Genomic DNA, 12,051 nt, shown 5'->3' on the forward strand with positions numbered 1-12,051 from the left:
AGGCGTTGACGGGAAGGACTAAGCCGCCCACCTCCTTGAACGACGCCGCTGACGGGCACCCAGTTCAGTTGCTGCGGGTACACCTGCTATTCGTGTGGTGTCTAGTTGCTGGGGCCCGCGACTGTGCGAAAGCCGTGCGGTCGGTGCCTGGATCACACGAGCGCCTACCGCACCAGCGAGTGCGTCGGTTTGGCCTAGGTCAGCTGGGGATAGTGAGTGTGGATGTATTTCTTGCTGATTCGTTCGTCATCGAGATCCCTCGTGACAAGGGCTGAGTCTCGGTCGCAGCCGTTTCCGATGCCCCCGCCGCCGGCTGTCTCGCGTAGGAATTCGTCGCCTGCCTCGAGTGAGACGAGGGTTTTCGACGGGAGGACTCGTTCGTGTTCGGTTCCGGGGTTGAGTACGAACCGGCAGGGTTGGCCGTCGGCGCCATCGTCTACTCCGCTGGGTCCGGAGGTCACCTGGTCGCCTCGGATCATCAGCTCTCCTCCGAGGTCACGGAGCCGGAAGCCTCGTCGTAGACCCAGACCGCCCCGGAACCGACCGGCGCCGCAGGAGTCGGGTCTGAACTCGAAGCAGGTGAATTCGATGGGGAACTCGGCCTCGAGTGCTTCGATCGGGGCATTCATGCAGTTTGAGATGTGTACGTCGGTGCCATCGATTCCGTCGTCCTCGGGTCGCGCGCCCAGTGCGCCGGGCATGACCTCGAAGAAGATGGGGGCGTGACCGGCGCGGCGATCGAACTGCAGGCTCATCGTCATGTTTCCGCAGCTGCCGGCCGTGTAGCGGTCGGGTGTGAAGGTAGCACATGCTCGTAGTAGGGCATCGACAACGCGGTAGCACGTCTGCATTCGGCCGCCGCACGCGGTCGGCGAGGTCGGATTGACGATGGTTCCGGACGGCGCGACGATTCGCACCGCACTGTTCAGTCCGTCGTTGGCCGGGAGGTCCGGTCCGAACACCGATCGGATGACATACAACACGGATGCGGTGGTTGCGCTGAGGACTGAGTTGATCGGGCCGTCGGTTTGGGGAGAGCTGCCGGTGAAGTCCACGACCAGCCCATCGCCAGTGATCTCGACTGAGACCTTGACGGTGAGGGGACCGTTGCCGAGGCCGTCGTCTTCGACGAAGTCCTCGCCGGTGCCACATGCGTCGGGCAGATCAGCCATCCTCTTCCGGAATTCCGTTTCCGTGGCCTCGATCGACCGATCCATGGCGGTCAACACATTCCGGGTGCCGTGTTCTTGTGCGATTCCGTGAACTCGGGACACGCCGAGCATATTCGCCGACAACTGGGCCTGCAGGTCACCGATGGTGACTTCCGGCAGGCGCACGTTCGCTGCGAGGATGCTGGCGAACGTTTCGTCGATTACTCCATTCCGATACGCGATGATCGGGGGGATACGCAGGCCCTCCTGGAAAATGTTCCGGTTATCTCCGGCCACGCTACCGGCGACGCGTCCGCCGACATCGATGTGGTGCGCCACCGAGCCCACGTATCCGACGACGTCGTCGTCGACCACGACCGGACTGAACAGCAGGATATCGGGAGTGTGTTGAGCGCCGCTGTAGGGGTCGTTGACGAGAACCGCGTCGCCGGCCGCCAATCGACCCTCGAAGATGCGGAGAGTTCGATGCCCACCACCACTTCCGACGTCGTCACATGGCTCTGTGAAGCCGCACCCCGGCTCGAAGCCGCCGATACCTTCGCCAGCGCGCACCTGTCGCTGGTGGACTTTGTCGGCTGCTCGATCTCGGGCTCGGACCACCCTGCTGCGCGCGTCGTCACCGATATCTGCGGCATCTCCGGTGAAGTTCCGGCGCTCGGCCACTCGACGACGAGGCTGCACCCTGCATCCGCCGCATATGTGCACGCCCTGCAAGCCCACGCGTTTGAACTCGACGACGGCGACTGGGAGACCTGGGGCCACCTCGGCGCACCCACCATCGCGGCGGGACTGTCCGCCGGATGGCGGAGCAACGCCACCGTGGGCGAGCTGACCGATGCAGTCGCGACCGCGCTGATCCTGGGAATGTCCCTCGGGCGCCGGGTCAATCCCGGTCACTATCAGCAAGGCTTCTGTACCACCGGCACCATTGGTGCACTCACTGCCGCGGCTGCAGCGGCGCGACTGCTCCGGCTGGACGAGGCCGCCACTGCGCATGCTCTGGACTTTGCGGTTGCGCAGGCAGCAGGGGTGCGCCAATTCGCAGTGGACGGCAGTGCCTCGTGCTTGATCAACCCTGCGAATGCCGCGCGCGTCGGCTACGAGGCAGCCGTGCTGGCCGGGGCAGGCCTCGCCGGTGGCCTCGAGGCGTTCGATGGTCAGTTGGGCTTTCTGCGCGTTCTCGGAGGAGTATCGGCGTCGGATTTGCGCCTACCCGCATACGCCGAACACCGGCCCTCTCAGATCTACTACAAGCCACACAGCTGCTGCGGTAACGCCCTCGGCCCGTTACATGGTTTCGTCGAGGGTTGGCAGCGACTCGACCACGCGCCGCTTCGCCGCATCGCGTTCGAGCTTCCGCGCGAGGTTGCACGTAATGTGAATCATCCCTCGCCGGACAGCGAACTCGAGCGTCACCTCAGTCTGCAACTCGCGGTGGCGATGTATCTAGCGCGCGGCGCGATCGCGGCGCGCGATCTGATCGAGGTCTCGATAACGGACGAACTCGAGCAAGCCATGGCGATGGTCCATGTCACCGTCGTCGCCGCCGAGGATGTACAGGAGTTGAGAGCCGGAGAGATGGGCTTCCTTATTCTTTCCGCTGCGGACGGTCGCGAAATCCGCTGTCCTGTAGGTGAAGTTGGCCCAGCAATGGGCGAGACTGAGATCGATGAGAAGTTCCGATCACTCGTGGGTTCGTCAATGGGCGAACACGGTGCCACACGACTGCGTGCGATGTTGGGTGATTGGTCGAGTCCGGTGCGCGACGTGCTGTTAACCGGCCGCCCACCTCTGCCGACGTCGTGGCCGTGAGGAGTCGAACCCGGTCAGCGCGATAGGTCAGCGAAAGAGCAGCCTGAGCCGAGTCCAGTGAGCAGTGGTAGAAGATCTGTGCGGCCACTCACTGCCGCACCGGCCTCGATGAGGCCGCCAGGCGCGTGCGCTTACTGGTGCGCAACGGTTGAATTCGCGTCTCGTCCTGGCCGCCGTCCCGATTGCGATCGATCCCCGTCGTCGCGAGACGAGGGTGGATCGGCCTCGGGGAGCCAGTGCGGCCGTGCGGTGGATCATGAGGATCCATTTGCGTGTTTCGACCACGCCGTTGGGCACCACTTGCCTGAGACGACGGTCTGCCGCCCTCCTCTGCCTGGTGCTGTGCTCGAGTCGTCCGTCACACGTTGGTGGGAATGGCAGCGGCGGCGCTCTGGATTGCTCCGCACACGGCCGTGATCGAGGGGTGCGTTTCGCTGCCGGCGCGCAGCGCTATGGAGATGGAGCGCTTTTCCCCGGGAAGCCGATGGAGTCCTGGTGGGCGTCGGTGAGTGCGCCAGAGTAGGCCGGGTAGAAATGCGCTGGCATGGCCCGCGTGTACCAGCTGAACGTGGATCGACAGGTTGGCGGCTTCGAACTGGATGTCGGGTTCGAAACCGGCGTCACGGCACCGTGCGATGGCCCATCGGCGACCGACGCTGCCTTCGGGTTCCATCACCCAGGCGTCGTGGCGTGCGTCGGCTAGGTCCCACGACGTGGGGTGGTTGGGACGGGCGAGATAGAGCGGGTCATCGGCCACGGGGAGGCGGATGATCTCGGCTGGCACGGGGAAGGGGTGGCCGGGGAATTGTTCGGTGATCAGCAGGTCGAGGTCCCGGGCGAGCAGAGCGGGCAGTGCGGTGCTGGGTTTGGCCTCGACGACCTCGACTCGGAGTCGCTCGTGCTGGTGTAGCGCGACCAGGGCGCCGGGCACGATCGATTCTGCGACGGTCTGGAACGCCCCGACGCGGATGGTGCCGACTGGTTGGTGTGCTGCGGCGGCGAGGTCGGACTCGGCCTGCTCGAGTTGCGCGAAGACTTTCTTCGCGTGTTCGACGAGCACCTTCGCTTGTGCGGTCAGCCGCACGTTGCGCCCCACTCGTTCGAGGAGCCGAACACCGGCCTCGGTCTCGAGCTGGCTGAGCTGCTGAGAGACCCCCGAGGGTGCGAAATGTAGGGCCTGCGCGACGGAAGCGATGGTGCCGTGTCTGTCGAGTTCATAGAGCAGGCGTAGGCGGCGGACATCGAGCATGAGCCCTCCAACAAGTCAGCAAAAGCGAATGGTTTCGCTCAAAAACGATACCTTGTGTGAATTTTTGACCGTCACCATACTTATGACATCCCTCACAACGGTGCCGATGAAGAAGAGACTCCCCATGCCCAAGAATTCGGACCCCAGGCTCCGACGCGCGCTGCAAGCGAGCCTGTTCGGCAGCACGCTGGAGTTCTACGACTACATCATTTTCGGGCTGGCAGCCGCGTTGGTGTTCCCCAAAGTGTTCTTCCCCCACAGTTCACCGACCGCGGGGTTGCTCAGCGCATTTGCGACCTTTGCGGTAGGTTTCGTCGCCCGGCCGATCGGTGCGGTGATCGCCGGTCATTTCGGTGACCGCATCGGTCGTCGCAGAGTCCTTCTCATCACCTTGTTTGCGATGGGTGTCGCCACTGGCGGTATCGGGCTGCTTCCCACTTATGACCAGGTTGGCCTGTGGGCGCCGGCGCTGCTGGTGGTGTGTCGAATCGTGCAGGGCCTCTCCTTGGGCGGCGAGTGGAGTGGTTCGGTGCTGCTGGCTGTGGAGCAGACGTCGGGGAGCCGGCGTAAGGGTTTGTTCGGCAGCATCCCCCAGGTCGGTGATCCACTCGGACTGTTGCTCGCCAACGGCGCCTTCGCGATCGTCAAGGCCACTACGAGTGATGAGGCCTTCCTGGCGTGGGGGTGGCGTGTGCCGTTCCTGCTTGGGCTTGTCATCGTCGCCGTCGGGATGTGGCTGCGGTTGAGGGTCACCGAAACGCCCGAGTTCGAAGAGCGCATGGCCACGGTCAGCGAGCCGCTGAAGCGGCCGTTGGTGACGTTGTTGCGGGAACAGCCGCGCAACTTCGTGCTCTCGATGGGCTGCCGTCTCGGCAACGATGTCGCGTTCTACATCGTGACCGTCTTCGCCATCACCTACGTCACGCACGAAAACTTGATGGATGGCTCGGTGGTGCTCATCGCGACGATGGCTGCAGCGGGAGTCGGGGTGATCGTCACGCCACTGATGGGTGTGGTCGCCGATCGGATCGGCCTGCGCAAGTTGGCGATCTGCGGGCTTCTGGCTCTCGGTGTCGGCGTGGCCGCCTACTTCCCACTGCTCAATGCGGGGCAACCAGTGCTTGCTATCGCTGCCGCTGTCTTCACCAGCGGTATTGCGGCTAAGGCATTTTGGGCACCCTACGCGGGATTCATGTCCACACTGTTCCCGCCGGAGATGCGCTTCAGCGGCATGTCATTCAGTTTCCAGCTCGCCGGCATCGTGGGCGGCGGCATCGCACCCTTCGTGGCCGTGACGCTGCTCGAATTCACTGGTTCCTCGTGGGCTATCACCGTGTACGGACTGGTCGCTGTCGCGATCAGCCTCGCCTGCGTCGCCGCCGTCCGCCCCTATGCGCAGCAGTCTTCGGCCGATTCGACCACTCACCCAAAAGACTCACCTAACCAAACCGCTCACCCAATAGTGAAGAAGTAATCACATGACGCTGACGTTACCGGCAATTGGCGATATCACCGAGGCACGGCTGGACCGTCTGCGGGACAAGCTCGCGGAATCGAGCTACGACGCGATCGTGTGCTGCGGCTTCGAGAACATCCAGTACGCGACCGGCTACCGGAGCGCGCCCGGGGCGAACCGCCGCAGCCAGCGGATGGCCGCGATCGTCACCCCGGCCGTGGTGCTGCTGGTCGGCGGTACCGCCGAAGCCGCCCCGGCTGTGGCGGGCGGCCTCGCCCCTGATCGATACATCCCTTACGGCGCGTTCTACTTCGACTCCGTCACCGAACACCATCCCGCACTGCAGTGTGCACCGCAGCAGGCCTCGCTCGGCGCCGGCGTCGAGTACGCCGCCCGCCTGCTCCAGTCCGTGCCCCTGTCCGTGGTCGGCGTCGACGAGGACGATTGTGCCGATGAGGTGCGTAACGCACTGGTGAGCGCATTGCCCGGCGCCACGTTCGCCAACGCGAGCGGGTGGCTGCAGGGTGTGCGCAGCATCAAATTGCCCGGCGAGATCGATCGATTGCGGCATGCGGCCGGATTGGCCGAAGACGGGATCACCGCGGCCATCGCCGCGGCCGCACCGGGCGTGACCGAAACCGAATTGTCCGCCATCGTCGGTCGGACGATGGCCGCCGGTGGGGCGATGCCGCGCTCGATCACCCTCACCACGGGCGAGCGTTCGGCGCTGGCCGACGAGTTCCCCACGAATACCGTTATCCGCGAGGGCGACCTGCTGCGGTTCGACGTCAGCTGCGATTACGAGGGCTACCGGTCCGATATCGGCCGGACCGCCGTGATCGGCGAGCCCACCGCGTTGCAGAGCGACCGGTACAACGCGATCTGGCGCGGTGAGGAGCGCGAGATCGAGATCTGCCGACCGGGGCTGCGGACAGCGGATCTCTTCGCCGCCGCCATCGAGGCCGTCGAGGAGGCCGGACTGCGACCGTATCGGCGCAATCACTGCGGGCACGGCATCGGAATGCAGATCTACGAAGGCTTCCGCGTCGCACCCAGCGACAAGCACGTGCTCGAACCGGGCAATGTCCTGTGCGTCGAGACACCGTATTACGTGCTGGGATGGGGCGGGATGATGGTCGAGGACACGCTCGTCGTCACCCCGACCGGCGCCGAAACGCTCACGGTCAGCACGCGGGAACTCAGGACGGTGTCGTGATCACGGGCTACACCGGGAAGCTGGGTTGTCAGCGGTGCGGAGCGGTGGTCTCCGACCGGCACGGAATCGGTGGCTGCCGCTCCTGCGGTGCGCAGGGTGTCCCGGTGAACCTGCACGCCCAGTTCGACGCCTATGACCCGATTGCATCTGCCGAGCGGGCTCAGCCCGGCATTTTCCGGTGGCGGGCCGGGTTCCCGATCGAGCCGAACACCTCGGCGATCAGCCTGGGTGAGGGCGATACGCCGGCGATACGTTCCGATGCTCTCGCCGATCGTCTTGGTGTCGCGTCCGTGGTGGTCAAGGACGAAACCCATAATCCGACGTCGTCGTACAAGGACCGTCTCGCTGCCGTAGCCGTCACCAAAGCGGTTGAGTTCGGGGCGCGGACGGTCGTGGTTGCCTCAACCGGCAACCACGGCGCGGCCACGGCAGCGTATGCGGCGAGGGCAGGGCTGGAGTGCGTCGTTCTGACGGCAAGTACCGTGTCGGCGTTGATGGTCGAGCAGATGCGCGCCTACGGTGCCCGGGTCGTCGCGCTCCCGACCATTCCGGACCGCTGGACCGTCATGAAGGCTGCAGTGGAGGAGTTCGGCTGGTTTCCCATCTCGGGTTTTCAGAGTCCGGTGGTGGGCTCCCCGCCGTTCGGAATCGAGGGATATAAATCCATCGCCTTCGAACTGCACGCGCAGCTCACCACGACCCCCACCGCGATCATCGTGCCCACGGCCTACGGTGACGGTCTCACCGGGATCTTCCGGGGATTCGACGAGTTGCGCGCCGCCGGGCACATTCCGAGCGTGCCCCGGATGATCGCCGCGGAAGCGCTCGGCACTCATGCTCAGGCACTCTCGGCGGGTAACACCGATGTCGTGCCCGCGATCGAACGACAGCCGACGTTGGCATTCTCGGCGGGCAGCCCTGTGGGTACCCATCAGACGTTGGCGACAGTGCGCAACAGCCACGGCTGTGCCGTCGGTCCGATTTCCGACGATGCGATTGTGCGGGCTCAAGCGCTGTTGGCCCGCGAGGTCGGTGTCTTCGCCGAGACCACATCGGCGATGAGTCTGGCGGCAGCAGAACGCCTGAGTGACGAAGGAGCCTTTCATGAGACAGACGAGCTCGTGCTCCTGATCACCTCGAGTGGGCTCAAATCCAGCGCAGAAGTAGCAGCCCGTCGCACGGCTGTCCCCGTCGTCAAACCGACATTGGGCGACCTGGTTGCCGTTCTTGCAACCAAGGCCGATGCATGAGTTCCCAGGCACGCGCTGCCATGGATCGGTAATCCGCTCGACGACACGAGAGCGGTCCCACTATTCGAAAGGCTCGGGGATGACCCTGAAATCGGGGGAAGACGACACCGATCCACGCACCGCCGCCACCGGGGCGGCGGAGGTGCGCGTCCGCGGTCCATTGGGTGGATCTGCTCTGATGGAACAGCTCGCATCGCACTGCGTGAGCGCGGCGGCGGGCAGCCCGGCCGACTCCCCCGCCATGACGCGCGCCAAGGAGTGTGTGCTCGACCTGTTGACGCTCGCCCTCGGCGGTACCCGGACCGAGGTCGGTCAGATGGCGCTGCGCAGCAGATCGGCTCCGTTTTTTCCCGATCGATCCGATGTTCGGGGATGCTCGGTCGCCGGAATACCCACCAGCCTTTCTCCAGGCGATGCCGCCGGTGTGAACGGTCTGCTCGGTCATACCCTGCAATGCGACGACGGCATGCGAAGGGCGCACGGGCACCCGGGTATCGCGGTCATCCCGGCCGTACTCGCTGCCGCGCAACTGACCGACGCGGACGGGCCGACATTTCTTCGCGGAGTGATCGCGGGCTACGAAACATTCGGCCGGGTCGGCGCGGCCATCAACCCCGCACACCTGAGTCTCGGATTCCACCCTTCGGGGACGGTGGGCGCACTCGCAGCCGCGGCAGGTGCGAGCTCGGTGCTGGCGCCCGGCGATCTGAACCAGATTCAGAATTCCATGGCCCTCGCCGGAGCTGTCAGTGGGGGCCTCATGGAGTACTCGCACTATGGCGACATGTCCTCCTATTTCGTCGGGGGGAACGCCGCGCGCGTCGGAATCGACGCGGCCCTTCTCGCCCGCGCGGGAATGATGGGACCGCTCACCGTGCTGGAGGGCACGTACGGGATGGCTGCAACCATGGCAAACAGGACCTTGCACGAAAGTGAACTGACCGACATCAAGGAGGACGGCCCGCACATCCTGCAGACCTACACGAAACTGTTCCCGTCCTGTCGACATACGCACAGCGCCATCGAGGCTGCGCTCTACTTGCGGAACGAGCTACCACCCGCCAACGACATCGAGTCGGTCCAGATCGAGGTGTACCGACTCGCGGTCGACGAGTGCAATCGACCCACCGCGGCCAGCCTGGCCGGTGCCGAAAGCAGTCTGCAGATGACCGTGGCCGCCGCCCTTGTCCACGGCGACCTGTCCCTCGAACACCGTTCCTACGAACGCTATTTGGACGATCGGGTGCAAGCATTATCGCGCCGGGTCACCGTCGTCCACGACCCGGGGCTGGACGCAGCACTGCCCGACCAACGACCCGCCCGGCTCACGGTGCGGACAGTGGCAGGCGGAACCTCGCGGGCGCAGGTCGACCTACCGCGTGGTGAACCGGAGCGACCGCTGACCTGGCAGACTCTTACCGCCAAAGCCTGGTCGGCCTGCTCCGGCGTCCTCACCCGGGAGCAGTTCACGCGACTGGAATCGGCCGTGGCCTCACTCGACAGGCCCGGTAGCTTACGGCAGCTGACCGACGCTTTGACATCAAAACAATTGTGAGGCAGTAGATACCGTGCTAATACCGCGAGAGAACTGAATCTCTCACCCTTCCCAGCTCGATGAGAGGTGCTCACTGGCGCCGGTAGTCACCCAGGTAGGCGCCTGCGGCAGTGAGCGGCTCTGTACCGAACCCGCACCCTGATGAGGACCTCATGACAATCTCCGAGCTCACCCCGATAACGAAGGAATCCGGCGCCTCACCGCTCACCGACGCGCTCGAGCAACTGCGCCAGGCCGTCGACGTCCTCGGGCTCGACGACGGCGTCTACTCCATCCTCTCGACGCCACGACGAGAGATGACCGTCAGCGTGCCCCTCCGCCGAGACGACGGCACGATCGAGGTATTCACCGGTCACCGTGTCCAACACAACCTTTCTCGTGGCCCCGCCAAGGGCGGACTGCGCTACAGCCCCGATGTCCGGCTCGACGAAGTACGCGCGCTCGCGATGTGGATGACCTGGAAGTGCGCGCTCCTCGACGTCCCGTACGGCGGCGCCAAGGGCGGCATCACCATCGACCCGCGCCGGTACTCGCCCGCCGAACTCGAACGGGTCACCCGCCGGTACACCAGCGAAATCTCGCCCATCCTCGGTCCCGAGACCGACATCCCGGCTCCGGACATCGGCACAGACGAACAAACCATGTCCTGGGTGATGGACACCTACTCCACCGGACGCGGGCACACCGTCCTCGGCGTGGTGACCGGCAAACCACTCGCACTGGGTGGATCTCTCGGTCGCGCCTCCGCCACCTCGCGGGGTGTAGTCCATACCGCCCTCGCCGCGCTCGATGAGCTCGGCATTGCACCGCACCAGGCCTCGTCCGCCGTTCAGGGATTTGGCAAGGTGGGGCGCGGCGCGGCCCTGTTCCTGCACGAGGCCGGTGTCAAGGTCGTCGCGGTCAGCGATCAATACGGTGCCGTGCACAACGATGCCGGATTGGATGTCCCCGCCCTCACCGAGTTCGTCGACCGGACCGGATCCGTCGTCGGATACCCCGAGGCGCAGACCCTGCCCGACAAGGATCTTCTCCTCTTACTCGAAGTGACGCTGCTGGTGCCCGCCGCGGTGGAAGGCGTCCTCGACGCACACAATGCCGGCGCCGTCCGAGCTCGCATCATTGTCGAAGGCGCGAACGGGCCCACCACGCCGGAAGCCGACGAGATCTTGCAGAACAACGATGTCCTCGTCGTTCCCGACATCCTCGCCAACGCCGGCGGTGTCGTCGTCTCCTATTTCGAGTGGGCACAGGCCAATCAGGCCTATTGGTGGAAAGCCCACGAGGTCGAACAACGTCTCGCCGAGCGGATGCGTGCGGGGTGGCAACGCGTTCGGCAGCACGCGAAAGACAAGAACCTGACACTGCGCACCGCCGCCACCTCACTGGCGGTCAAGACGGTGACCGAAGCGCACCAATCACGGGGCCTGTACCCCTGAGCAGAGTCAGTTTCTTCCGGAGGTGGCGGTGAGTCGAATCCTGCGGCCGTCCTCCGGAGTGGATCCGCATCCGCATCCGCATCTTCCAGTTCGGATGCGGATCCACCCCGCGTCAATCCCACCGCCCCTCTACAGGGAAGCGGTCCGCCACAGCTCGGAACTTTCTGTGTCACACCGCCAGCCGGAACTCACTGGGGCACCTCGCTAGACAACACGACGAACCGAGCAATGATGACCGCCGCGGGCACGCTTCCCCGCTCGCACCGCCACCCGCGAACACGAGCACGGTCGGCACCATTCGATCGTCGACCGGTTCGCCGCCGCCACCAGGCATCCTGGCGGCAATTCGTCGAATAGCGCTGCCGCTGGGGCGTTCACAGGTATGTCGGTCACGTATTGTCCGCGAGTTGTTTCAGCAGTGGAGTCAGACGGTAGTCGAGGAGCTGGCGCATGACGAGGGCTGTGGTGGTCTTCTCGACGCCGTCGATGTCGAGGATGCGGCCAGCGATCCGGTACAGATCGTCGGCGTCGCGGGCGACGACGTGGACGAGAAGGTCTGTGACGCCGCTTAGTCCGTGCACTTCCACCACCTCTGCGATGCCGTCGAGCGCGGCGGCGATGGGCGTCAGCTTGCGCTGCGTGACTGCAGTGAGGATGAACGCGGTCAGCGGGTAACCGAGCGCAGCCGGGTCGATACGGCGTTCGAATGGTCTGAGGACGCCCTGCTTTTCGAGCTTGCCGAGCCTGGCCTGCACCGTGTTGCGGGACAGCTTGGTCTTGTCGGCCAGCGCGATCACGGTGGCTCGTGGGTCCGCGTTCAATGCCTCGAGGATGCTGGCGTCGATGGAATCGATGGTGCTCCGGGTGGGCATATTGCCAACCTCCCACTGATATGAACTCGATGA

Annotated in this window: 9 protein-coding genes; 6 read left to right on the plus strand and 3 right to left on the minus strand. The window is 64.9% G+C overall.

All coding sequences use genetic code 11. The features are described from left to right. Window positions 1–194 precede the first annotated feature (194 nt). Window positions 195–1,724 (minus strand): hydantoinase B/oxoprolinase family protein, encoded by a 1,530-nt coding sequence (locus OYT95_RS38355; protein ID WP_268792831.1) that lies wholly within the window; start codon window positions 1,722–1,724, stop codon window positions 195–197. Between OYT95_RS38355 and OYT95_RS38360 the strand changes: the two genes are divergently transcribed. Continuing rightward, a complete protein-coding gene (locus tag OYT95_RS38360) occupies window positions 1,638–2,984 on the plus strand; it encodes an MmgE/PrpD family protein (protein WP_268792832.1) in 1,347 nt (448 codons plus the stop codon). The two genes, OYT95_RS38355 and OYT95_RS38360, sit on opposite strands and share 87 nt — an antisense overlap. A gap of 358 nt (window positions 2,985–3,342) precedes the next feature. Here the strand turns inward: OYT95_RS38360 and OYT95_RS38365 are convergent, their stop codons facing one another. Further along, on the minus strand, window positions 3,343–4,233 hold the full coding sequence (locus OYT95_RS38365) for a LysR family transcriptional regulator (protein ID WP_268792833.1): 891 nt from the start codon (window positions 4,231–4,233) through the stop codon (window positions 3,343–3,345). A 124-nt stretch (window positions 4,234–4,357) separates the two neighbouring features. On the opposite strand from OYT95_RS38365, the gene OYT95_RS38370 reads away from it, so the two are divergent. The 5 genes from OYT95_RS38370 to OYT95_RS38390 all read left to right on the plus strand — a co-directional run bounded on the left by OYT95_RS38370 (window position 4,358) and on the right by OYT95_RS38390 (window position 11,146). Continuing rightward, window positions 4,358–5,707: an MFS transporter gene (locus OYT95_RS38370; protein ID WP_268792834.1), complete on the plus strand. Its 1,350-nt coding sequence runs from the start codon at window positions 4,358–4,360 to the stop codon at window positions 5,705–5,707. A 4-nt stretch (window positions 5,708–5,711) separates the two neighbouring features. Further along, window positions 5,712–6,905, plus strand: a complete 1,194-nt coding sequence (locus OYT95_RS38375) for a M24 family metallopeptidase (protein ID WP_268792835.1) — start codon at window positions 5,712–5,714, stop codon at window positions 6,903–6,905. Then, window positions 6,902–8,155: a threonine synthase gene (locus OYT95_RS38380; RefSeq protein WP_268792836.1), complete on the plus strand. Its 1,254-nt coding sequence runs from the start codon at window positions 6,902–6,904 to the stop codon at window positions 8,153–8,155. The genes OYT95_RS38375 and OYT95_RS38380 overlap by 4 nt, the downstream gene beginning before the upstream one ends. Window positions 8,156–8,234: 79 nt before the next feature. Further along, the gene (locus OYT95_RS38385; protein ID WP_268792837.1) at window positions 8,235–9,710 is read left to right on the plus strand and encodes an MmgE/PrpD family protein; all 1,476 of its coding nucleotides are present in this window, start codon (window positions 8,235–8,237) and stop codon (window positions 9,708–9,710) included. 152 nt (window positions 9,711–9,862) lie between these two features. Continuing rightward, window positions 9,863–11,146 carry a Glu/Leu/Phe/Val family dehydrogenase gene (locus OYT95_RS38390; protein ID WP_052033603.1) on the plus strand — a complete coding sequence of 428 codons (1,284 nt, stop codon included), beginning with the start codon at window positions 9,863–9,865 and terminating at the stop codon, window positions 11,144–11,146. A 389-nt stretch (window positions 11,147–11,535) separates the two neighbouring features. On the opposite strand, the gene OYT95_RS38395 is transcribed toward OYT95_RS38390, so the two are convergent. Next, window positions 11,536–12,018 carry an Lrp/AsnC family transcriptional regulator gene (locus OYT95_RS38395; RefSeq protein WP_268792838.1) on the minus strand — a complete coding sequence of 161 codons (483 nt, stop codon included), beginning with the start codon at window positions 12,016–12,018 and terminating at the stop codon, window positions 11,536–11,538. Window positions 12,019–12,051: the final 33 nt, after the last annotated feature.

Source organism: Rhodococcus sp. JS3073 (assembly GCF_026810085.1).
In the GTDB taxonomy this organism is placed as follows: Bacteria; Actinomycetota; Actinomycetes; order Mycobacteriales; family Mycobacteriaceae; genus Rhodococcus_F; species Rhodococcus_F wratislaviensis.

What these genes read in the sequence shown, in the direction of transcription:
- OYT95_RS38360 (WP_268792832.1), top strand. Translation starts at nt 1,638, where the DNA reads ATGCCCACCACCACTTCCGACGTCGTCACATGGCTCTGTGAAGCCGCA.
- OYT95_RS38365 (WP_268792833.1), bottom strand. Translation starts at nt 4,233, where the DNA reads ATGCTCGATGTCCGCCGCCTACGCCTGCTCTATGAACTCGACAGACAC.
- OYT95_RS38370 (WP_268792834.1), top strand. Translation starts at nt 4,358, where the DNA reads ATGCCCAAGAATTCGGACCCCAGGCTCCGACGCGCGCTGCAAGCGAGC.
- OYT95_RS38375 (WP_268792835.1), top strand. Translation starts at nt 5,712, where the DNA reads ATGACGCTGACGTTACCGGCAATTGGCGATATCACCGAGGCACGGCTG.
- OYT95_RS38385 (WP_268792837.1), top strand. Translation starts at nt 8,235, where the DNA reads ATGACCCTGAAATCGGGGGAAGACGACACCGATCCACGCACCGCCGCC.
- OYT95_RS38390 (WP_052033603.1), top strand. Translation starts at nt 9,863, where the DNA reads ATGACAATCTCCGAGCTCACCCCGATAACGAAGGAATCCGGCGCCTCA.
- OYT95_RS38395 (WP_268792838.1), bottom strand. Translation starts at nt 12,018, where the DNA reads ATGCCCACCCGGAGCACCATCGATTCCATCGACGCCAGCATCCTCGAG.